13 protein-coding genes are annotated in these 24422 nt (G+C 38.3%); 2 read left to right on the forward strand and 11 right to left on the reverse strand.

The window, feature by feature from the left end:
• Nucleotides 1–92 precede the first annotated feature (92 nt).
• Nucleotides 93–2897 carry a lantibiotic dehydratase gene (locus FKG96_RS02410; RefSeq protein WP_130854781.1) on the forward strand — a complete coding sequence of 935 codons (2805 nt, stop codon included), beginning with the start codon at nt 93–95 and terminating at the stop codon, nt 2895–2897.
• On the opposite strand, the gene FKG96_RS02415 is transcribed toward FKG96_RS02410, so the two are convergent.
• The 10 genes from FKG96_RS02415 to FKG96_RS02460 form a co-directional block, all read right to left on the reverse strand.
• Complete coding sequence (locus tag FKG96_RS02415) at nt 2833–3960, reverse strand: sensor histidine kinase (RefSeq protein ID WP_130854780.1); 1128 nt, start codon at nt 3958–3960, stop codon at nt 2833–2835. The genes FKG96_RS02410 and FKG96_RS02415 overlap by 65 nt on opposite strands.
• Nucleotides 3961–4206: 246 nt before the next feature.
• The gene (locus tag FKG96_RS02420) at nt 4207–4941 is read right to left on the reverse strand and encodes a LytTR family DNA-binding domain-containing protein (protein ID WP_149105119.1); all 735 of its coding nucleotides are present in this window, start codon (nt 4939–4941) and stop codon (nt 4207–4209) included.
• A gap of 130 nt (nt 4942–5071) precedes the next feature.
• On the reverse strand, nt 5072–6568 hold the full coding sequence (locus FKG96_RS02425; RefSeq protein ID WP_130854778.1) for a RagB/SusD family nutrient uptake outer membrane protein: 1497 nt from the start codon (nt 6566–6568) through the stop codon (nt 5072–5074).
• A gap of 17 nt (nt 6569–6585) precedes the next feature.
• A complete protein-coding gene (locus FKG96_RS02430; RefSeq protein WP_130854777.1) occupies nt 6586–9756 on the reverse strand; it encodes a TonB-dependent receptor in 3171 nt (1056 codons plus the stop codon).
• 544 nt (nt 9757–10300) lie between these two features.
• Nucleotides 10301–11710, reverse strand: coding sequence for a RagB/SusD family nutrient uptake outer membrane protein (locus FKG96_RS02435; protein WP_130854776.1), 1410 nt, complete (start codon nt 11708–11710; stop codon nt 10301–10303).
• Nucleotides 11711–11721: 11 nt separating this feature from the next.
• On the reverse strand, nt 11722–14718 hold the full coding sequence (locus FKG96_RS02440) for a TonB-dependent receptor (RefSeq protein WP_130854775.1): 2997 nt from the start codon (nt 14716–14718) through the stop codon (nt 11722–11724).
• Between the two features lie 892 nt (nt 14719–15610).
• Nucleotides 15611–16942: a hypothetical protein gene (locus FKG96_RS02445; RefSeq protein ID WP_168204529.1), complete on the reverse strand. Its 1332-nt coding sequence runs from the start codon at nt 16940–16942 to the stop codon at nt 15611–15613.
• Nucleotides 16943–18619: 1677 nt separating this feature from the next.
• Nucleotides 18620–20047 carry a hypothetical protein gene (locus FKG96_RS02450; protein WP_130854773.1) on the reverse strand — a complete coding sequence of 476 codons (1428 nt, stop codon included), beginning with the start codon at nt 20045–20047 and terminating at the stop codon, nt 18620–18622.
• Between the two features lie 195 nt (nt 20048–20242).
• Complete coding sequence (locus tag FKG96_RS02455; RefSeq protein ID WP_130854772.1) at nt 20243–20962, reverse strand: IS4 family transposase; 720 nt, start codon at nt 20960–20962, stop codon at nt 20243–20245.
• 2 nt (nt 20963–20964) lie between these two features.
• Complete coding sequence (locus FKG96_RS02460) at nt 20965–21414, reverse strand: DUF4372 domain-containing protein (RefSeq protein WP_130854771.1); 450 nt, start codon at nt 21412–21414, stop codon at nt 20965–20967.
• A 142-nt stretch (nt 21415–21556) separates the two neighbouring features.
• On the opposite strand from FKG96_RS02460, the gene FKG96_RS02465 reads away from it, so the two are divergent.
• Nucleotides 21557–22675 (forward strand): hypothetical protein, encoded by a 1119-nt coding sequence (locus FKG96_RS02465; RefSeq protein ID WP_130854770.1) that lies wholly within the window; start codon nt 21557–21559, stop codon nt 22673–22675.
• A 274-nt stretch (nt 22676–22949) separates the two neighbouring features.
• On the opposite strand, the gene FKG96_RS02470 is transcribed toward FKG96_RS02465, so the two are convergent.
• Complete coding sequence (locus FKG96_RS02470) at nt 22950–24416, reverse strand: SusD/RagB family nutrient-binding outer membrane lipoprotein (protein ID WP_013664398.1); 1467 nt, start codon at nt 24414–24416, stop codon at nt 22950–22952.
• Between the last annotated feature and the right edge of the window lie 6 nt (nt 24417–24422).

Genomic DNA, 24422 nt, shown 5'->3' on the forward strand with positions numbered 1-24422 from the left:
TTTAATTTTTACCCTCCCTACGGGAGGCAAGCTTTTTAATTTACCATGTAACCATTGGATAAAAACTGCGTCTTATAAAAAACGTTATCCATATGGACCTTAAACTACTTCCTACCGTTATTAGCCGTACCCCTCTTTTTTCATATGAAGATACTTTAGAAGACAAGTGGGACGAGCTGAAAGAAGCCATTAAAATTTCGTCAAAAGACCTTTATGAGCAGATTAAAGACACCAGAAAAGAAGATTATGATAAACTACCCGAGAAAGTAAGGTTTTCTTGCTGGAAGTATTTCAATCGGGCACGCTTCCGGGCCACACCTTTTGGTCCCTTTGGTTCCATCACGATGGTCCCCTTGGAAAGAGAGGGATCCGAAGTTATCGTTGAGAAAGATCCTACGTTACATACGTTTACGAATTGGATTCATAAAGATACCTTACTATCCGATCTACCCAATCTTTATAAGAACGCCAAATTTTTTCAGGCCAACACGTCCGTTTACCCCTGCGGCGATCAATTACGTTACATCAGCACCTTGGAAGACGGCACCTTTGAAATTGCATCGATTGATAAACAAGCAATTATCGAAGATGTACTGCAGCGATGTAAAACCACTATTGCCAAAGAAAAAATTGTAAAGCATCTCATCAGTAAGTATGAACTAGAATTAGCAGTTGTAGACGATTTTCTGATTCAGCTCATCGAATTGCAGCTGCTATTGACTGATCTACATCCCAATATCATCGGTACGGATTACTTTAAGCGAGTTGGACTGGACGGGCAAGAATTTAAAGAAAATCCCTATATAATTGCTACCCGATCATTACTTAAAGGTAGTCTTAGCACACAACAGTTTAAAGTAATACCGGAGGCAATCAATTTTATAAAAGACTATTTACCCCAACCCGTCCATAAGCCATTGGAAGATTTTAAGCGCGCTTTCCAACTTAAATTCGAATATCGGGAAGTTCCGCTCTTGGAAGCCTTGGACCCGGAACTAGGTGTGGGATACAATGAATTGGAATCATCGCCTCACACAGACGAATTAATAGAGCTTTTAAAAGGCAGTCGGATACAAGAAAACGAACAAATACCTTACACCCCTTTCCATCAGTTTTTATTAAATGGGATCTTGAAAGGGGAAGATATTCAGCTGGAAGAACTAGCGAAGCACAATCTTCCGAAATATGCCACTAAATTACCCAATACATTTAGCCTAATTATACAGGAGATAGACGGCCAAATTTTAATCCAACAGGCTGGCGGAGCTACCGCAAATTCACTTATAGGCCGATTTACCTTGGAAAATCCCAGTTTGACTCGGTACAGTAAAGAGCTCGTGCGCATAGAGGAAGAGGCTAATCCCGAAATCATATTTTTTGACATTGCTTATCAATCCGAGCGGAAGGTCGATAGCGTTAATAGACGGGATAACCTGTATCATTATGAGCTACCTCTGCTCACGTGGACCGAGAACGAACACCAATTACGACTAGACGATGTTTATATTAGTGTAAAAGGCAATGAAATTGTCCTGCGCGCGAAAAGCCTAGCTAAACGTATCGTTCCACGTTTAGCTAGCGCCTATAATTATACACGATCTGATTTATCGATATTTCGTCTTCTATGCGACATACAACATCAGCACCTGCTTACCAGTCTAACAATTAATTTAAATAAGATTTTTCCTCAACTTAACTATTATCCTCGGGTTAACTACAAAAACCTTGTGTTTTCTCCTCGGATGTGGAAAATAGACGGAGAGACTTTTTTAAATGAGTCTATACCGATCAGGGCGCTAAAGAAATACCTAAAAAAAGCGGGAATACCTTCAACCTTCAAATGTTTAAATAGCGATCAATACCTGCTATTCAATACAGATTCAGATGAAGATCTCGAATTCTTACTACAATATATAAAAAGCGGAAAGGAACTGTATATCACGGAAACCGCGTTACCAAAAAAATCGGCAATCAAAAGTAAGCAAAAACGACCTTTTTTATCTGAGTTGAACATTCACTTGCACAATACAGCAAACCGATATAAAACTTTTTCGACAGGCCTTACGAAGATCAATGCTGATCAACGAATTTCAATGATCGGACAAGACTGGTTATACGTTGAAATCTATATACATCCGTTGCATTCAAATGTGCTGTTAACCGAAAACATTTCTCCTTACTTAGAAAAAGTTAAACCTAACATATCGAAATGGTTTTTTATTCGTTATTCGGCTCCTTCCCCTCATATACGATTACGTCTCAAGCTAACAGACCCCACATCCTTTCATGAAGCAATCTTTCAATTGACCAAACACCTATCTCGAGAAATCGAAAGTGGCATCATCTCTGATTTACAAATAAAAAATTATCATAGAGAAATTGAACGGTACGGTGTTTCCACAATCGATCAAGCTGAACATTGCTTTTGGAAGGATAGTGAATACACGTTCATGTTAATCAAAAACAATATTGATCAGCATACTTCTTATAGACTAGTATTGCGTCTATTGGGTGATCTTCTTAACCAATTAGATGTTGATCCTAAGAAAATAAGCGCTTTTATTAAAAATGGCGGTGATGCTTTTGCCGAAGAATTTAAGGTAGAGATGAAAGGATTTAAAGCCATCAATGAATTATTTAGCCATCTCAAAAGAGAAAAAGTGAGTATATCCCTGCCAAAAAAAATTGAAAGGGCTTATCAAGCCTTATTAAAACAAGTTTCCCTTCTACTGAAACAAACAAATGTAAACGAATCCTTACAGCTAATACGGGATTTAGTCCATATGCACGTTAACCGACTATTTACCACCGATCAACGCGTCCACGAACTGATTATTTACCAATTTTATCTGAAAGAGCTGCTGGCGCAACAAAACCGTTTAAAACAGCAAGCTTGATTTGAACTTTTGTTTCAAAATGATTTTTGCCATCACTGCGATAAGTAAAGGTGGCCTGGTCCCCATAGGTATGTTCGAGTCTTTTGGCTATATTCTCCAGACCTTTACTTAAGCCACTTGTATTATGTATGGCGTTAATTAAATTCTTGGTTTCAATTAACAGACTTTCTTGGTCAGTATATATCTTCAAAATTGCAGGATGATTGGCTAAGGATAGATTCCCATGCTTGAAAATGTTTTCTGTTAGCGTAATTAGAACTAAAGGGATCATCCATATGTTGCGAACTCGTTCATCGACTTCTATGTTAAAATATATTTGGTGATTTTGGCGAAGTCGATGTAGGTGGATGAGATTATGTACCTGCTCAATTTCTTCTTCAATGGCAATATATCCCTTGTCCTCACTACTTTCTACTGCATAACGCATCATGGCTGATAAAGTTAAAATAGCATCTGCAGCCACCGGAGCCGATTTACGTGTTTTATTGTAGATAAAATTGAGGGTATTGAAAAGAAAGTGAGGGTTAATCTGAGCCCTTAAATACGCATTTTGTGCATTAGCCAGTTCCTTCTCCATTTTCTGCTGCTCTATAATTTGATTTAATCGCTGTCGTTCGAGAGAGGTTGTCCGTTCTCTCTCTCTTAATAAGTTAATCAAAAAATAATACCCTGTAGAAAAGCCTATAAAATAAAGCGACCGCCACGAAACCTTTATAAACAATGCCCAGGCCATTGTTACTTTCCGAACGCCAAATATTCCAGGAAGTGTAGCTGCAGCGTTTTCAATGATAAAAAAAACGAAGAAATAAACAACAATTTCAATTGCAATTCCAACAGGCAAAGCCAATACAGCAAATTTTGTTCTTAAAACTCGGGGAAGCACAAAATGAGCATGAAAATAGAATAATAAAATATGCTGCACATAATGGATCGTATAGGATCCAATTTTAGCAAATCTACCAGACACCAATCCAAGAATGATGGTTTCGTAAAGGATAAAAATTGACCAAGTTATAATATGAACCTTGTACTTGGTAAAAAAATTCGGGATACGTTTATCCATAATTTTTCATTTGGTGTAAGCTAAACGGGCTTTCGTGTAAAAATTTTGGACATCACAACTATAACTCTCAATTTTAAAAGAAAAGCCATGAAAAAGATCGAAGTTACAAAAAAAACAATCTTTTTATTTAAAAAGACACAGAGAAGTACCCAAGCAAAAAAAGAAACTTTTACAGATGAGTTTTTTACTTGGACGGTATAGTCAAAATCTATTTAATAGTTTTAGTTGGTTGGTTTAAAGGCTGGCTTAGTTATTACGGCCAGTCTTTATTGTATTTTTCAACAAGTAGTCATAAAAGGCATCCTTATAAAAAGTGCCAATTGGGATAAGCATGTTCTTTGGCAGCTTCACCAAGCTTCCTTCTACTTTTTCTATGTAATTTTTTGAAATAATAAATGAGCGATGTATTTGAATAAAATCATCGGTTTCATCAAAACGCTCCTTTATCTCCTTTAAGGTGAGATAAGTCATTATCTCCTCTGTGGTCGTATAGATTTTAATATAGTTCTTAACACTTTCAATCGCAATAACCTCATCAAATTTTATGCGAACAAAGCGATTACGTTCTTCCGTAGTTTTAACATAAAACTCCTTTGAATTGTCCTCTGTTCGAACTCGAGGGTTATCGTTGAGTAATTTATTGATAGCTAAGGCAAATTTTGCAAAGGTAAATGGTTTCAACAAATAAGCATCTGCTTCCACTTCGAAGGCTTCAAATGCGTATTTAGTATGCGCTGTAGTGAAAATAAGCTTATTTGTCTTACTTCGGATCGCTCTTGATAACTCGAGTCCTGAAATGCGAGGCATATCAATATCCATAAAAACGAAATCCACGGGATCTCCTTGGGCCATATTAGCCATTGCCTTTACCGGGTCTATATAGCTTTGCAAGACAACTAATTCAGGAATTTGCTGAATATAATCATTAATAATTTCTACCGAATCAGGTTCATCGTCAATGACAATACATTTATAAAGCATATTTTGCTATGGTTTCTCCAAACTTATGGAAAAGCTTCTTTAAATACAACTGTAGAGAATTATTAGCGCATAAAAAAGTCCCATCAACCAACCTAAGCCAATTGATGGGACTAATAAATCCTGTTTTGTTTTACGGATTCTGTTCTCCGATATTCGGATTTGCTTCCATCTCAGATCTAGGGATTAAAAACTGCCATCTTACATCTCCAGCTGGAATCTCCATAACACCGGCAACTGATGCCGAGACAAAGTTTGGCACAACGGTTCTATTTAAAGGCAAATTCAACCGTTTTAGATCAAGCCATCTAAAACCTTCGCCCCATAACTCTATTCGTCGGTTAAACAAAACCTCTTCAATCAGAGCAGCTCCGGAATTTGTTGATTTTATAGCATTAGCGTCACGAACTGAAGTCAACTGAAATAAGGTATTTTGAGCTTCGCCTTCTTGACCATTTCTCGCATAAGCTTCAGCGAGAATTAGGTACATTTCGGCACTTCTCAATAAAGGCACATCGCCTAGTGAAGGGCCACCGACAACTTTAACTGCAAATTTCCGACTCATGTAAGGCTGCCTGGCAAAGGCAGTTGATGGCAAAGGAAAATTATCGGCAGTAGGTGTTGGCTCCCACAGCTTTTTACGAACATCCGTCGCTGCTATTTGACTATAAAGAGCTGAATTTATTCGTTTAGGATTTGCGCGCATAAAAGAAGTATTGGCATTGTAGGCAATTTGGCCAAAGAACGACCCGAAGGTGTCTCCTTGATCTTCAGTAGGCATGGATGCCCACATTACTTCGCTCAAATTGGGTGCATTATTGAATCCCGAAAGATAAGCCGCCTCTGACATTAATGGAAATTCACCAGCATCAATCACTTCTTTTGCATACTTTATAGCGTTAGGATAGTCTTGCATCGTAAGTGCCACTCTGGCTCTTAACGCTTTAGCAACTAGCGCATTGGCATGTGATTTATTTGTGCGCGTTGTCACGTTCAGGGCAATAACATCTTCCAAGTCTTTTACAATGGCTGCGTAAACCTCCTCAACAGTAGCACGAGGCATATCGTTGTCTTTAGTTGATAGGGGTAGTGGTACACCAGCTTGCGAATTTGGCTTCGCATTCGCATCATATCGTTTTCCAAAAAACTGCACTAAATATGAGTAGGCATATGCTCTTAATGTAATAGCTTCTGATTTAACTCTCGCCTTTTCACTTTCTGTTCCGACAGCCGCATCTACATTGTCAATAATATAATTTGCGTTACCTATGATTCGATAGAATGTTCTATATACATACTGAGGCACGATATTATTATCAACCCGATGTGCATTCCAAGATGCTTCCGAAGAGAACCAATTGTTATTAGAAATCCCTAAATCCTCGCCCATAAAGTCGATATTCAATAGAATGCCGCCTACTCCGGGTTTATTTTGCTGGTTTGAGGTTACTTCCTCTGTTCTCTCAAACATCAACCGATAAATGCCGTTTAGCAATTTGCTTGCGTTTTCGACCGTATTGAAGACAGACTCGCCATCAACCTTATCGGTCGGTTTAGTATCAAGGTAATCTTTACTACAACTACTAATGATGAATACGAACAATAATGACAATATTAAGTATTTTTTCATGTCTTTCTTTTTAATAATTATAACGAAACGTTTACTCCAACACTAAATATTCTACTAGGCAAATATGTCGTGTTATTTGAACCATCAAACGATTCGGTAGGATTCATCCCTTTTCTTTTCGAAATAAGACCTAAGTTTTCTCCAGTAACAAAAACTCGTAGTGCCGAGACGTCGAACTTCTTTGTCAATTCAGATGGCAACGTGTAGGATAAGTTCACGTTTCTAAAACTAATGTAAGATGCATCAATTAACCAACGATTTGAAGCGGCATTAAACTGCGTCGTACTGTTGATGTCTATACGGGGAATATCTGTTATCTGACCGGGTGTTGTCCATGAATTCTTGATATCTTCATGTAAAGCCGCGCCATAAGTTATTCCCATTAGGCCAGCATAGTTGCTATCGTAGAACTTACCACCTATCTGATAGTTAATCAGGAACGATAAAGCAAAGCTTTTATACCTAAAGGTATTGTTGATGGAACCAATTAGATCCGGAATAGCACTACCCGAATAGTCAAACTTAGCATTGTTATAATTTGTTGTATATTCAACACCATTAACCGTTCTTAAATTCGTAGTTGTCCCTTCAGCAGGCACATACAACGCCGCTCCATCTGCAGGATCTACGCCCGCATACTGTCTTAACCAGAAATTGTTCAAATCTCTTCCGACCTCTCTTCTTTTATTACCGCTGGTAACCACGGGAGTTTCTGCCGGCATTTTGGTAATTTTATTCTTGATAGTCGACCAGTTGGTAACCATATTCCAAGTAAAATTCTTCGAGCGTATAATATCACCTCCCAATTGCAAATCGATACCAGTATTATACATAGATCCTATATTTCTATACACGCTCCTTATTGGATTGGATAACGCCAAGGGTACAGAAAAGATTAGATTGCTTGAACCTCTTCTATAAAATTCCAATTCACCAAAAATCCGACTATTAAAGAACGAAAAAGAAACACCGGTATTCAAGGTGTTAGAGGATTCCCATTTTAACGCCGGATTACCTTGGGTTGCAAGTATAACTCCTGGCTGTCCACCATTGTTCCATCCTAACTCATATAACGATTGGTAATTATAATAAGTAGGATCACCGTCAGCATTTAAGGTTGCGTCGTTTCCGACTTGACCATAGGACACTTTCAGCCTTAAATCATCGATCCAAGACTCATTACTCATAAATGCCTCTTTGGATATAGACCACGAACCTCCCAATGAGAAAAACGTACCCCACCGAGAATCTTTCGCGAATCGCGAAGATCCATCCCTTCTTAAGGAAGCATCAAAAAAGTATCTTGAGTCATAGTTATAGGCCACCTTCGACAAGTAGGATTCAATTCTATAGGTGTCCCTATATCCACCTGCGCCATAGGGTGTCACAAAATTTGGAAATTCGGAGTTCCCTTCAATAGTAATCCCGGTTTTGGTTGCGGTTAAGGAACGATAATCATAATCATAATTTTCGTGACCTGCCAAAGCATTTATACTATGTTTGCCAACCACCTTATCATAAGAAACAATTTGGTTAAACGTGTAGGATCTGGTTGTAGATGATAACTTATAGGAGTATCCATTGTAAGAAGCGCCGTCCCCAACCAAATTATTCCAGAAGGTCGTATTATGATTCTCTCTGATATCGACACTAATTGAAGGTCTAAACGTAAAGTCTTTTAAAAATTTAATTTCTACATAACCTCTACCACTTATCAAATTCCTTCTATTTAGTTTTTCGTTCAACTGGGTTTCATAAATCACGTGGCGTCCAGGATATGCTCCTTGAGGCCTATTAATTGATCCCGGATGGAAACCGTAGTCATACCACTGCTCCCCTGTTAACTCGTTCATGATTGGGTTCCCTTCCCCATCGAATGCTCGTACAGGATAAATTGGGCCTATAAATCTAGAAAACATGAAGGCGTTTATATAACTGTTTGCATTGTCGGTTGACGCATCACTCGCTAAGTTACCGTCTGAGGTGGACCCAGCTAAATTAAAACCGGTCTTCAACCACGACTTAATAGTCGAATTGGCACTAAGACGCACATTAAATCTTCTGTAGTCTGATTGAAGGATATACCCTTTATCATTTAGGTATCCAAGAGAAACATAGTAATCAGATTTCTCCGATTTACCCGTTACGCTCATATTGGCGTCTGTTCTTTTCCCTGTTCTTTCAAGCGGTTTATACCAATCGAAATCGTTATAAAGTAGAGAAGCATTTGGATTAAGCTTTCCATCCGTCCCAACTATTTGATCATTAGGCACGTTAAACGGATTGTAAATGAGTTGCGATTGAATAGTATTACTCGCTTGGAGAGCTGCTTCTTCCGGAGTCTTCCCGGTACCGGAAGTTGGATACACCAGGCTGTTTCTTAAAGCTTGCCACATTAACGGATAGTATTCGTAGGCATCAACCCTATCATATTCGGGTGTTCCTCGGGAAGAGAAACCTTGGTTTAGGTTCACATTAAGCTGAGTTCCCTGAACTGTCCCTTTTTTCGTTGTGATAATAATGACTCCATTACCTCCTCTCGAACCGTAAAGAGCCGTTGCAGATGCATCTTTCAGCAAGGATATATTCTCGATATCATTAGGGTTAATATCACCAATATCGCCATCGAAAACCGCACCGTCTACCACGTATAACGGAGCGTTAGAAGCAGATATTGAACCAAAACCTCTAATTCGAATATTTGATCCAGTACCTGGTTGCCCATTGCCTGAGTTGACATTGACACCTGGTGCCATACCTGCAATAGCATTCGTTATGTTAGTAACGGTACGCTTACTTATATCAGCCGAATTCATGGTGGCAACTGAACCGGTAATGGCTTCTTTCTTTGCTGTACCGTAAGCTACGACGACGACCTCATCTAACGAGTTATCCTGACCGGACAAGGTAACATTGATGATAGAGCGTTGCCCAACTTCCAGATTTTGGCTAGCATAACCAATGTAGCTAAAAATAAGCTTAGCGTCTGTCGGAGGCACCGTTATAGCATAGTTTCCGTCCGAATCTGTTTGCGTACCAGTTGTAGTCCCCGCCACAATAACGGATACACCAGGAAGCGGTTCTCCAACTTCATTAGTTACTTTACCTCTAATTCTCCTATCCTGTGCATACGCTGCGCCTATTAGCAGTATACATAACAGAAAGAAACTTAGTAGTTTTTGTTTCATGTGTTTGCTTTTTGGTTAAAAATTAAATTGATTAAAAATATAAAATGATAGTACTTAAATCCATATAGAAATCAGTAAATATTTTATTCATCAGATTTGATGATTAAAGCAAATCCATTCACTCGCCAACATATACAAGACTGCGGAAGAACAGATTAGGCACTATTTAGTATAATAGAACCCTTTACCGGCAAAATGAGAGAGAAATATGGCTATAGGATTAGGTCAATCATGATGAACATTCCGTTCTTCATACTAAAATCCTAAAAAGGTTAATGTAAATCTATCTCAATACGCTAAACATTAGGGCTGTTATTAAACTAATTTAACAATTTATTAGCAAAACTAAGCTTTTGAAAATATTTTACAAGTTTTTTTAGAATTTACTTCTTTCAGAGTATCGATTATTTCTGATACATGCCTAATCGCAGAAGCGTTAAGCTAGAGGTAATACATATGTCATGTATTCCAAAGGTAGGTAAGTAATAATTTAAATATAGGGCGACTGCAATGACAGAGATGCCCCTGCAGTCGCTTCCTAAATTTAGTATCCTTCGTTCTGTTGTCCTTGTAAACTCGGATTATTATCTATCTCTCTTTGAGGGATTGGCAGAATAGTTTTTGGTGCTCCAAACGCTGCCGAGGCCTGCCCGCCTCTTAGATTCTGTCGGTTTCTTAGCATATCCATCCTCCGATGTCCTTCAAATGCCAGCTCTTTTCTTCTCTCAAGAAGTAGAGCGTTAATAAGTTCGTTCTGCGTAAGTACAGATTTAGGACCAAGTCCAGCCCTCCTCCGTATACGATTGTTCAAAATATCAATCGCTTGAACATCTGGGGTTGTACTCAAATGCGCCAATGCTTCAGCTAAATTTAGGTAAACTTCCGTTGTCCTAATAACAGGAGAGTTGTCGCTGTTGTTTACTGCATCTGGAAATTTGTTATTGAAAAAGTAGTCTATTCCAGCAGTTTGTCCTTCTATTTTTAAATTGAAACGCTTATCTCCAGGCTCCGCTTCAAATGCCTGAATTAAACTTTGAGAGAATGGAGCATCGCCTCGCCCACCAGCAGAAGCGGGCATATAATAAGAGGCCCAGCCACCGGCACCTGTTCTACCATTGTCTGTTGCACTATTCTGAATGGTGAATACATCTTCACTAGTATTTCCATTATAGAAGCTAAAATCTGCAGCTAAATCATATATTCCTTGCTCAAGTGTATTATTGGCAGCTTCAACCACCTGAGCCCATTCTTCTCTATAAAGATATAAACGAGACAGCAGGGCGTAGGCAGCTCCTTTTGTAGCTCTTCCCCTCGTATCCGAAGCGCTTTCATAGGATGACGGAAGCGCAGGTACAGCTTCTTCTAAGTCCTTTAATATTTGAGCATGGACTTCATTTAATGAACTCCGCGAAGGATAGGTAACTTCTCCAGTAAAGTCTTCCAGAACGAGCGGAACACCTAAGTTGTTGCCGTTACTGACTTGAAATGGTTGCGCGAAGAAATTCACTAACTGAAAATATGCTAGTGCTCTTAAGAACTTCGCTTCAGCGATGTACTGGGCTTTCAATTCGTCCGAAAGTCCCTCAACATTTGGTACATTAGCAATTACCTTATTAGCTCTTGTGATTACCTGATAATGTATTTCCCAAACATCATAAACACTACTATTTGTCGATACAGATGCAAAATCGTTTAATTGTTGAAGGGTTGGAAATGTCCCAATAAAATCAACATTATCCGCCATGTAATCAGCAATAACCTGAGGCATCGAACCATAAAATTCCAACGTTTGGGTTGTGCTATATACTCCCCGAAGGGCGCTTAGAGTGGTTTCTGGACTACTAAAGACAAGTTCTTCTGTTAAGTCCTGTTGCGGAAGCAAGTCTAATTTCTTTTCGCATGCTGAAAGGAAAACCAACATCGCAAAAGTTAAATATATATATCTGATTTTCATGTTCTTATATTTTAAAGTGTAAGATTAACTCCGAATGTGTATGATTTTGCCTGTGGTAGTGCAAAGAAACTTTGACCTATTGTTAAATTACTAGCTCCATTAGCTGAAATTTCAGGATCACCTCTAAAATCCTTACTTTTAACAGTCCACAAATTCTGACCGAGGAAATATATTCTCGCACTCGAGAATATTTTTGTTTTTGCCAAAAAACTGCTTGGCAAGTTATATCCTAGGGTTAACGTCTTTAGTCTCAAATAAGAACCATCCATCATTTGCTTCGTGGACGGCTGATGATAGGTTGTTCTTGTATCACTATTCAATGCAGGTGCAAAGGCTTGATCGCCAGGTTGTCTCCAGTAGTCTAAAAGCTTCACGCTTTTATTGTAGGAACCTGATCCGAAATTATCAGTAAATTCTAAGCCATCGATATAAACATCATTGCCTTGAGTAAAGTTAAAAAATGCAGTTAAATCAAAACCTTTGAATGTAAAGGTATTAGTGATACCACCTTGAAACGTTGGGTCTGCTTTGCCAACTATCACCCGATCAGCAGCCGTTGGTGATGTAGTAGGTGTACCATCTTTTGTTAACCACTCCGCATCCCCGGTTTCCGGGTTGATTCCGTTATATCGTATCAAATAAAACGTATTTTTAGAATGTCCTACAATTGCTCTTTGCTCGCCTGTTCCCAAAAAGTTTCTTCCGTCTTCGTCTCTATTTTCAGGTAGCTCCAAAACCGTGTTCTTGTTGAACGCTATATTAAAAGAGGTTCTCCAAGTAAAATGATCGCGATTGATATTTTCAGAGTTGATTGTAAATTCAAAACCTCTATTTCTTAGTTTACCTACATTCTGCGACGCACTAGCGAATCCTGTTGTAAAAGGTAATGGTACATTAAGCAATAGATCCCGCGATGTCTTATTATAAAAATTCATTTGAATATCGATCGCGTTGAAGAATCGACCGCTTAGTCCCACATCGAACTGAGCCGTTTCTTCCCAGCTTAAATTGGGATTTGCAACCCTGCTTGGAACTAACCCAGACTCACCATTATAATTAACAATCTGACTATTGGCATCGGTTCCCGCTAAGAAAGTGCCTAGATAATCATAATAACCTATATTATCATTCCCAGCTGTTCCATAACTAGTGGTCAATTTCAGGAATTGAGCAATATTATTATCCTTATTGAAAAAACCTTCATTGGAAATGACCCAACCGCCTGATAGAGCATAGAAGTTTCCATATTTTTTATTCGGTCCAAACCGCGAGGAACCATCACGACGAAAAGATCCTTCAAACAAGTACTTATCATCGAAACTATAGTTTACACGCGCAAACTGAGATTCAAGCGCCCAGTCAAAAATCTCTTCAGATGCGGAAACTGGATTTGATGCTGATCCAACATTAGGCAACCCATCGCTAGCATAACCTGTTCCTTCCACAAATATTTGCGTCAATGTAGCCTTTTCAAAACTGTAACCTAGCAATGCGCCGATGTTGTGTCTGCCATCAAAAGTTTTGTTATAATTCAGCGTATTGGTAGTCAACCATTTATTATCGGTATAATTAGTACGATATCCATAACCACCAGGTGTTAGCAAATCTGACTCTCTATATTTTTCGTCAATTTTATAGTTATCAATTCCCCAATCGGTCTTCAGTTTCAAACCTTCAATAACTTCCAATTCTGCGTAAGCGTTACCAGTACTTCTATCCGACCAATTTTTATTTATACCAGTCTGTTCAATAGCAATTACATTAGCAATAAAGCCCGTGTTTTGAAACTTTCCGTCAGGACCATATGGTGTAATATAAGGCAATTGCAAATAAGCCGATGTAAGTGGTGCATAAGTATTGTTCTCTGCCCCAATTCTATCCATATCAACGTGAGAAAGATTATAATTTACACCAAAATTCACTTTATCAGAGACCTTATGATTTAAATTAATGCGTCCAGATAAACGATCCATTTGGTTTCCTATCGTATAACCACTTTCAGTAGAATACGTTCCTCCAACAAAAAACGTTGTCTTTTCACTTCCTCCAGTAGCGCTGAGGTTCGCGGTATTCACATGACCCGTTCTAACAACATTATCTATCCAATCGTAACTTGTCGTTGGGAATTGCGGAACAGAGGCATTATTCGCTGTCAAATAATCGGTTCGAAATTGACGCCACTGATCAGCGTTCATCATTGGTTCTAAGGAAGTTGGCTTGGAGAACCCTGTAAAGTAATCCGCATTTATCTTTGTTTTACCTTGCCCAGTTCCCTTTTTGGTAGTAATAAGTATGACCCCGTTAGAACCCCTTGATCCATAGATTGCAACTGCAGAGGCGTCCTTTAATACCGTCATACTTTCAATATCATTGGGATTGATGTTAATCAATGGGTTAAGGGCTGAGGCACCTCCTTGCGCTTGAGTATACTGCGCTCCAGCAGAATTTAGAGGTACACCGTCAATTACATACAACGGACGTCCACCCGCACTTAGAGAGGAACCACCTCGAATGGTAATTTGCGCTTCAGCACCTAAAACACCCGATGAGTTCACCATATTAACGCCAGCAGCTTGCCCTTGTAGAATTTGCTGGGGAGTCTGAATAGGTACATTTTTAAAAGACTCCGAACTTACAGACGCTACTGTTTGAGTACTTAAAGCTCGACTCTGCTGTCCATAACCAACAACCACAACTTCCGATAACTCAGAAGCGTTAATACCTAGCGTTACATCTAAATTGTTTCCAGCGCTTAAACTTTGTACTAAGGTTTTGTAACCAATATAACTGAAAGTTAAGCTTACAGCTCCTGCTGGAACGGATAAAGAAAACATTCCATCATTGCTGGTCTGGGTTCCAATAGTTGAACCGCTCACTACCACTGATACTCCTGGTAGGGGCTGTCCGTTTTCGTCAGACACTTTTCCGCTGACCCTCCTTTCCTGCGCGTATACTGCTCCTATTAAGAGAGTAAACAGTAAGAAAAAACTTAGTAGTTTTTGTTTCATGTGTTTTGTGTTTTGGTTAAAATATTAAATTGATTAAATATAAAGCAACTGGACTATATTTAGGCTGAACCCGATAAGGTTTACGCATCAAGTATGATGTCAAGGCATATCCTTTCACTTGGTCCCGGATATTGATCCGTTGAACAATATACAAATTGCTACTTATCATAATAATTCGAGTTCAGTGTACGCAAAAGACAGGAAAAATGGCTTTAGAATAGGTTGATCAATCCACTCAATTCTTCTTCACTTACATTTGTCATCCTAATTAGGCTAAGTAAATCTATCTCAATACGTTACACTTAAGTTATTATAAGAAAAATTTGACAATTAGTTACCAAAATTAAGATATTGAAAATATTTTGCAAGGTTTTTTTTTATCTATTCATAAATGTAGGATAAAATTTCAGCAAAAAAGCTTGTAGCGCCGTTTTTACTAGCTTCCTTAAAAACGCGATTGTAACAAACAAGGTAATTAAAGTATTGAAAATCCTCATACTCACGAATACAAATAATCCAATGATTGCTTATTAAAATTTCATGAGAATTGTAACGCTATGTACCTCAAAATAGTCAAATAAGTTGCAAATTGAAATGCTAGAACTTCTTTTGCGAATAACAAATTAAAGCAAAGTAGTTTTAGAAAGTAGTTACATTTACTTGCTATTTCAGACAGTTGTTGCCGTCGATAAGAAAATTAACGCCGATAAAATATAGTTAAGATGGTTGTCCGCATGAGGACCGACAATCCTGTCTTCACAATTCTTCGAGGAATGAGGAGACAAATTTATCTCCTTTTTAGTCGGCCCCTTCCTAAAAAGGAGATAAATTGTATATGTAACCAGTTCTTCTTTTGTTTATATTTCGCCTAGATCTAAACAAATTATTCTTACTAAGTCGTTGTACCTGGATCTCCAGGGTTAGGGCTTAATATTTGGATTGTTATAGGTTTCTTTAACGTGATTGGAACTCCATCCATTAGAAATGAAACGATCAAGTAATCAGATTGTGACGGTTGACCAGCCCTAATGTCAGCTGTTGTATTTGATGTAACCTGAATAAAGCAGCCAGGAGGTGGCGTCCAGGTGACCTGCGAAATAACTCTATTAACTGACGAGCCAGTTTTTACAATTTGAAACGTTGAAAAATTTCCAAGTTCATACAGAAATGAAGGCCCCTCCAACCGAACTTCATTAACAATTGGTGAGGTATAAACTTTCGAAACGATTTTATTACATCCGTTAAGACTTATAGAAATTTCCCCGCCCCCTAAGCCTGTTGTTTTTATCGCTACAGAAGGTCCCACGTTGCTACCAACTATTTGAAAATCGCCGGAAACAGACCATGTAAAATTTGAGTTAATTGGCAAAGAAAAGGCTTCAACAGAATATGTGGCAACCTGATTAACGGTCAAAGATTCCGGTCCTACAACTGCAAATTGATTTTGTTCTTCGATAACAATATTGTTCCATAGTTCTGCTGTAGAGTTTGATTTTCCAGAAGTATTTGGAAGAGCGCTTAGCCAAAGATAATCGTAACATTTATCAGCAGTAAATAATAATTCAACTGCCTTTGTAGATCCCTTAGCTATAGCGGGAAAAATCTGTGTCGGCTCGGACGAACCTGTCAAATTAATTGGACCCGAATTTGCACAAATCGACATAATTGTTGGGTTATTGGTTAACCTTGCCTGTAAAGTCGGAAATCTTCTAATATCTTTAGTTTGCCCCCATTCATAATCTGTTCCACCAAGAGTAGTCTTTATTTTATATATCGACCCTTGCTTAAAGGGATACTTAATTGCCATACCGCTGCCATAACTCCCAGGTAAGGATTCAGAGTAGGCGTGTAAAGTAGATAGGCTTAAATAGTAATAAGTCTGAGGATTAAGATTATTTACGTTAAGCTTAGAGAATCCTTGAGTAGATTTGAAAGTAATACCATTAACGGTCTTTTCTGATGTAGTACAAGCGTCATATCCTTGAAAGGATTGAAAATTTATAGTTGTTGATTTCGTGTTTGGTGTAGTTGAAAGCGCGACGTTCGAAGTTGCAGCATTTGTTCCGCTTTTTATCATGCTCATCGCCTGATCAAAGGTAATAGACCTGTCTTGTTTCGAGTCTCTATCTTTCTCAAACGAGTCTTTCTTAGAACATGAAAACACAAACGTAAAGACTAGAATTATTGGTAAACATCTTTTCATAATTTTAATTTTATCAAACATAACATAAAATATTAAATATCCAAAGTTACAAATTAGTATCAGCAAAATAAAGTTATTCAAAAAGGCACTAAAATCACACTTTACCTATCTCTTGAGTGTCTTTGTTTTACACCTGTCATTTTCATAGTCATAAGACACATAATTTAAATACGACAGCAAAGTAGTTCATCTAATAGTATAAGCTCCGACTATTATGCTCTCGATAGCAGCGATTGATTAAAGAGCTGGACATCAACTGTATTTAACCATAACTAAAACTAAGCCACTTCGGCATTGATACTTGCAGACCTTGAAACAAAACAAAAGCAACGCAAGCTAGAAATAAGAATGTTAGCTGGAAATAGGTTTTTCATATTTTGTTTATTTAATAAATCCTAAACTTATCTTTTCTAAAAGAATCAACACAAGGATAAAGCAATTATCTTAGAGTACCCCCAGAATAAGGCCGCAAGCCAGCCTATGGGATAGTCTAGCTTCTTTGCAAGATAGACTTTTAAAAAGAAAATCCGAAAAAAAATTCAATCATATAGACTTATTTAAAAAAGCACATAGAATTACAAATCATCAATGTTTAGTCATCATCTAAAATTAAAATTAGATAAGAATTGTAACAAGAGTTAACTATATTATTTCGTATAGAAGATTAATCTTTTCCTTCCAGCCAATCTTCCAACTCCTTTTTCTTTTCCCGATTTGTCTTCACTTCTGCGATCTCACAAGATGGATCCAGTATAAAATAAGGCTTCGCTTCTCACGCCTTACTTCCTTTATCGCTTTCCTATTTACCACAAATATTGGATGAAGGTTAATTCAATAACTGCTAATTACGCTATTTTAACAGCGTCAGAAGCTATTCGATTTATTATGTTTTCAATGAGCTCCTACTTTTCTTTGCTTCGCCTCCCTGAACACAAAGAAAACCGCCACTAAAACTTCACATTTTATTAGCAAAATAGAGTCCTTTATAAGCGAAGCGAATTAAACTGAAAGCGAGACGGCTTATTTGACTAGCGAAACACAAATCTTTGATAGTAAAACGTATCAATCAAAGAGCACGATGCCGAACCTTGATGGCACTGTGTCGTATTCCAGCACCTCAATACGGCATAGTGCAATCGAAATAACCTATTTTACTAATAAAACGCAGCCTTCTATCGGAAAAATGAGCCGATTCGATAGCTAAATGAATTTTAATAATGGTAGTTTACAGGATATCATGAGCGAAACGATAGAATTTAATCTCTCCATTGTTTGCAGTGTTCTGAAAAACCACGATGAGTGCTAAACCCATTTGTATCATCACTATCCTGTTCCGTAGGGTCCTATTGAGTGATAGGCACTGGAAACCTATACCTTGATAGCTCCGTTTATTTTCATCTCCGCAATCCTAAATAAAACAAGAGAAACAATCTCAGAGCGACTGCAACTATCCGATCTACTCTACCAGTATTACTATTTAAGTTTCGAAAGAGCAAGCTCTATTACGATTATGTTGTTCAATTTTACGGATAGCCAGATTAAAGTCAGTGCGGCAAAAACACAATGGTTGTTCCTTTAAGATCTCTACATTTGTTTAAACTTATCCATGATTAATTTCCCCTTTGACAAGAGTTGCCTGAAAACACAAAAACGCTGACGGCAACCTTTTCATGATTTCTATAAATCTCAAAAAAAAGCCTATTTGTCCACTATATTAGCCTTAAAAGTTTTTATTATATGAACTTTGCTGCTTCCATTACTCGGTACCAAATCGAAAGATACTCTAACGCCGACTACGTCCAAGGCTTTATTGGAGCTTAGTTGTCTCCCTTTATAGACTTTTGAACTTATCAAAGCGTTCTCAACTCCATCCTCTACAGCAAGCATTTCCTGTTCTATATTTTCTATCGTTGCATACTTGCTCACAAACGGATTAAAAAGATATTCTAATGAGCCTTCGTTTAATTGGTACTTATAAGCAAGCTCTCCGCTAGTTTTTGTAAAAAATACCTCGGGCATCTTATTCAAGTAAAAAACACCTAATGACTCATTAAAAATTGGGAACTCCCCAACACCATTACTCCAATCAAACCCAGGACATCCGACTACTGGAGTCGTGATCAATGCGTTATTCACTAAATTATTAACAGAAGCAGTCGTGGCTACCTTAATCATTTGAGACATTTTTTTGTCCGCAGTGACAGCATTAAAAAGATCGATTTCTTTGGAATCATTAGTGTCAAGAATGTTGCTATCTATAGAAAATTCTGGTATAATATTTTTTGCATCCTGCAACTCCTTAGCTGACCTCAAGTTAATTTGGTATAATTCGCCTGCTCCGCCCACATATGGAAAACTTTGATTTTGTATGTTAAATCTTAAAGGCAGACTTCCTGAAAAATCGTGTCTCCCAATAGTACTTTGCGTTGTTTTTCCAAATCCCATTACAAAATTTAACATCTGAGAATCGCTTACATTAGGATCATAAGCTACTTCAAACTCAGAAATATACCAACTATTGTTCTTAACCTCTTTCGGTTCAATAATACTAACACTGTTAGATTGTTTATTGAGATCAACAATAAGTTGATCGGAAAAAATAAGGGTATGCCCCCCTCCTGAATGCATCTTAATTGTATTATACAAGACATTGAGATCTTTAATTTGACTAATATCAGTATTGTCGATATATTTATACATTCTTATTATACCACGATATTTATTATATAGTATAAAAAAGTCTAAAGGATTTTCGTATTCCGTTGAAAAAGTATTATATAGCAATTCCCATCCGTCTCTTTTTTTAAAGTCGAGCATGTAGTTACTATCATAATCTTGTGACAAGCTAAACCAAGGAGCGAGAATAGGCTCCTTACCAGCAGGAGTAGGCATGTATTTAATATGCTCCCAGTCCAATAAAGATTGCCTACCCACTTTAGTGGGTTGCAAAACCGCAGAGCCTTGGTCAATGATACTATACTGACCAACTTTCCCAGGTGACGACACAACGATTAGACCTTCTTCTTGATCAGTCGTTTTGATGTTATCTTTGTTGCAAGAGATCATAAAAGAAAGCGCAACAAGAAGAAAAAATATTTTGAAGAATATCGTATTTAATCGAATCATAATAGGAACAGGCATTATTAAACAGAACACTGTCGATGCTAATTTAACATTTTTTTTCAATTAATCAAACTACATAAAGCTTTACTCCACACCTGTCCAAAATAAATTTTGGAGGTAAAAGATTGTTGGTTCGCTACTATTGAGGGTGATATTTTTGTTGAGCAGAGAATACTATCCCCGGGTGTTGGCATAAATTTAACCATCAAATAATTTCAGCTGCCCTATTTCTATAATCTGCTTTTGGTCGTAGAAAGGATTGTTGAGCCAGTTTATAAGTCCGATTTTAACAAAGAGATTCAGTCTGATAAATGTTACCAGATTGGACAAATACCATCTGTATCCGGCTTTCTGCTGTAAGAATTTTAGGAGCAGCACAGCAATCAGAGCAGTCCAGAGTTGTATTTTTACTGCATTTTCGCTTGTGCCCACGAATGATTTTATTTTCAGGTGCTGTTTTACGTGTTTGTAGAACACTTCGATATGCCATCTTTCTTTATAGATATCAGCCACGGTCTGTGCCTTCCAGTGGAGATTGTTTTTAATAAAGGTGTATTCCTGCCCCGTTGTGTTGTCCAAATAAACAACCATGCGCATTTCCCCGCTGTATTCCGCTGAAGCCTTCCAGGCAGTAAGGGTAATAAGCCGGTCTGCAAGGATAAAGGTATTGCCCGCACTTTTTTCGGTATTATCTTCAACAATCCGGTAGGCCATGTTCGTTTTTGCCCTGGTAACAAAAAAACACCGGTTGCTGTCCAAAACACATAGCCATTTATAATCAACGTATCCCCGGTCCATTACGATGACGCTCCCGAGGGGAAAAGAAAGCTTTTTTGCCACATTGATCTCATGGACACTTCCTTCGGTGATGGCAGTGAATACCGGCAGGCAGCCATCATAATCCAGCACCGTATGCATCTTCACTGCCCCTTGGTGCTACGGTAGGTAGCCCAGTCGAACACCTTCAGGCACAGGGGAATCACCGTGGCGTCCAGCAGATATACAATCCGTTTCAGTCTTTTAAGACCCGTAAGGGCGAAACTGTGCCGATGCCACAACTCTTCCAGCATTTTATAATAAAAGTCCCTGAAGAGTTCGTAACTACGATGTCTGTTGATATAGGAAAGACTTGATTTGCAAGGAACGCGACCTATACCCAGGTGGTTGATATTGCCCGTGGTGATCCTAAGGCCCTTGCTGATATCATGGACGGAACTGGCTCCACCTATATGGCAGAACAGCATCGACACAAAGTGGGCCCAGCTGTTGATCCCTTTCCTGTGCTTATCGCTACCATGCTTTTTTACCAGCCTGTCGAATTTTTCCCTCGGAAAATAAGACAATAACTGACTGAATAAACTTATATTTATTCATCAGGTATGTTATCTTTATGGCATTCATGCTATCCGCACAGCGGATGGTACCATCGGAGGTTAATGTTTGATTTAAGCACTCAAAACACACGGCTTTTTAGCCGTACTCCTTCTTTTTCCTTAATTATTTTTCAGCGTTTTGGACGCATGTGGCTCAGTCCTTGTTTGGTCGTGCTCAAAAGAAGAAGATAAGCAAATCGATGCGAAGCTTCAACCCATTCAAAAAATAGCAGCAGTTATTCCACCAACTCCTTCACTCATCAAAACGATTAATCGGTTTAACCCAAACTATACCCCAGCCGGATCGATGAAAATCGACACACTGTATAAGATATCTGGGAATGTGACGCGAGGCAAAAGTGACAGTCTGATAAAATTTGAGCTAGGCTTCTCAGATAATGCATATATAATCTTTAAGCATAACTTCGTCAAAGGTAATAACTATGCCATTAGTGTGCCAGTCAATATGGAGGGGTACAACGATGACTGTGGTCTTTTGGGTGTAGATTGCAAAACCTATTTCCCAGAACTCGAGATATTCACGTTAAAGAGTTTAAATTTGAGCAGCGCAACAGATCTCTGTTCATTGAAGCCACTTTTATTAAGAACATCTAATGATAACGTAGTATCATGGAAAATTCCACAAGGGCAAAAGAATACTCCAAAAAACCAAAGCAAAACAGTCAATCTGAGCTTTACAGCGAACGAATGCTCTAACTATATCGTATTTAGAGCATCAAGTCAAGTTTCAAAACCAACATATCTTTACCTAAAAAATATGAAAATTACAAAAACGTCTGTTCTTCAGTTTGAAGGAGAAGAAGAGATGTGCGTTGGTACTACTCAAACCATCGGATATAGTGCAAGTGGGTTTATTATAAACATACCAGTAAAATGGTATGTAAAGGGAGGCTCACAAATCGTTGGAAGTAATATTGGCTCAAGTGTGACAATAAAATCTCTAGGAAATAACGGCGGAAAGATGGGATTCTTTTCCTGCACGGATACCATAGATGGTTTTGAATTTGAAGTGAGGGCCCCTGCGGATTTTCAAATACTTGGCAAACCTGTTGTACGACCATTAGAGCAAACCGTTATTTACTATTTGCCTGAAGAAATCGGTTTATCGAATACATCATTCGAGGTAAGTGGTGCAACCGTATTGAGTAAAACGGCAACATCTGTTCGCGTTAGAATCAACAATATTGTAAATAATAGCATCCCAATTGTTGTTATTACCGCTAAGGGAATGTTCTAGATACTATCAATAAAAACGAGTAGAATACTTTGTGCAATATAAAACTCTATCCCCATCTCAAACTAAATATCAAACTCCCTTGTCTTTAAACAAAACTAACGGTCATTGAACCTCCATCTATACGGAGCTAATTTATCAATTGTAAAACTCCTGAATTTAAGAGATTAGTACAATTGACAAAAGAGATTTAGATGAAACATGCAAGATTTTTAAACAGCGAGGCTTTCTTAGTTTTAAAGAAAGCCCCACTGTTTATACATGACAAATATGGGGACTACGGCATCCACCACTGTTTAGCGCCTTTAGAATCAACGCCTCCAGGGATCTTTGAAACGGCTTCTCTATAATTGACCGCATTTCTTGTTTGCTCTTCAACCGGATAAGTCATTCTGTACGGCACAAAATCAACGTTTTGATCAAGGCTTCCGCTAACTGGAGCAACAAATAATTGGGCCCCACCAGGTTTTTTGATATCAAGACGTATTCTTTCTAACCATGCTTGAATTCCCTGCATATACATAGCTAACCACTTTTGTACTCCTATCACATTCTTCCAGTCGCTGCTGTTATATGGGCTTCCTGCTATATATTGGTTAATAGCGTTGGCATCCGTAACACCCCAATAGTTCATAGAGGCAGTAATCCCTTTTTTATAAAAGTCTTCGGCAGTTCCCCCTACACTAAAACCTCTTTCTGCTGCTTCAGCTAAAGCAAAAGCTACTTCAGGATAGCTCATAAAAATTCCAGGTTCTTCTGCTGCTCTAATACGTGTACCAGGCAAGGAAACTTGATTAGCGTTAATGACAGTGGAAGATCCATATACATAACCAATATATTCACCGCTTACGGCTGCAGGACTTGCATAAACAGGCAATCTTGGATCATTAACTTCCTTCATGTAGTCAACCAACGTCTTCGAAACTGAAAAATCGCCCGTTCTTGATTTGTAACTTTCGTTGATTGGATTGTTATTCGGAGCGTTTGCTAAATAGTGATAGAGTGCATTATCTTCATTACCTTGAAAAACGCCCGAGCTCACCGCGGCTTCAATCGCACTTCTCGCAGCCTGTGTGTCTTTGTCTACCATACGCAAGGCGATTCTTACGATAAGCGAGTTCGCGAACTTTTTCCATTTTAGAACATCACCTCCGTAGATATTATCGCCAGAGCCATAGCTTGGCTGACTTTCGTCCAATATACTCACCTGCTCTTGCAAGGTTTTTAACAAATCAGCGTATATGACCTGCGATGATTCATATTTAGGGTTAAGCGCAGCCTCTCCTTGAAGGGCTTCGCTATAAGGAATATCTCCATAGATATCTGTCAAAACATGAAACGCCCAGCTTTTTAATATCTTAGAGATAGCTGATTTATTCGGCGACCCGCTAATTAAATCTGCCTCGTTTTGCTTAACACTTTCCTCTAAATTATTAAGTACATCATGGTAATATGCCAACCAAAGATTATAGTTAACATTGGTTCTAATTTGATATCTACTTTCTTCTGTATAATCCGGTTGCGACCACTGTTGCGAGTAGAGTAAACCAAAACGTCCATTCTGCCATTCATCCCAAGTATTATCCATCGCGTTTTTCTGTGCATAGGATAACAAATATTCAGGGTTGACCTCATGTGCGTTGTTTGGGTCATAATTAAGCTCCTCAAAGCTCTTCGTACAAGACCCCAGTCCTATTAGGCCTAAAATAGCTAGAAAGCCAATTTTATAATTATATCGTTTCATTTGCTG

Origin of the sequence: Olivibacter sp. LS-1 (assembly GCF_008245145.1) — a bacterium.
GTDB classification, from domain to species: Bacteria; Bacteroidota; Bacteroidia; order Sphingobacteriales; family Sphingobacteriaceae; genus Olivibacter; species Olivibacter oleidegradans.

Bases quoted from the DNA above. Each gene is read 5' to 3' on its own strand.
- FKG96_RS02435 (WP_130854776.1), bottom strand. From the start codon at position 11,710: ATGAAAATCAGATATATATATTTAACTTTTGCGATGTTGGTTTTCCTT.
- FKG96_RS02440 (WP_130854775.1), bottom strand. From the start codon at position 14,718: ATGAAACAAAAACTACTAAGTTTTTTCTTACTGTTTACTCTCTTAATA.
- FKG96_RS02425 (WP_130854778.1), bottom strand. From the start codon at position 6,568: ATGAAAAAATACTTAATATTGTCATTATTGTTCGTATTCATCATTAGT.
- FKG96_RS02415 (WP_130854780.1), bottom strand. From the start codon at position 3,960: ATGGATAAACGTATCCCGAATTTTTTTACCAAGTACAAGGTTCATATT.
- FKG96_RS02420 (WP_149105119.1), bottom strand. From the start codon at position 4,941: ATGCTTTATAAATGTATTGTCATTGACGATGAACCTGATTCGGTAGAA.
- FKG96_RS02430 (WP_130854777.1), bottom strand. From the start codon at position 9,756: ATGAAACAAAAACTACTAAGTTTCTTTCTGTTATGTATACTGCTAATA.
- FKG96_RS02470 (WP_013664398.1), bottom strand. From the start codon at position 24,416: ATGAAACGATATAATTATAAAATTGGCTTTCTAGCTATTTTAGGCCTA.
- FKG96_RS02450 (WP_130854773.1), bottom strand. From the start codon at position 20,047: ATGATTCGATTAAATACGATATTCTTCAAAATATTTTTTCTTCTTGTT.
- FKG96_RS02410 (WP_130854781.1), top strand. From the start codon at position 93: ATGGACCTTAAACTACTTCCTACCGTTATTAGCCGTACCCCTCTTTTT.
- FKG96_RS02445 (WP_168204529.1), bottom strand. From the start codon at position 16,942: ATGTTTGATAAAATTAAAATTATGAAAAGATGTTTACCAATAATTCTA.
- FKG96_RS02455 (WP_130854772.1), bottom strand. From the start codon at position 20,962: ATGCATACGGTGCTGGATTATGATGGCTGCCTGCCGGTATTCACTGCC.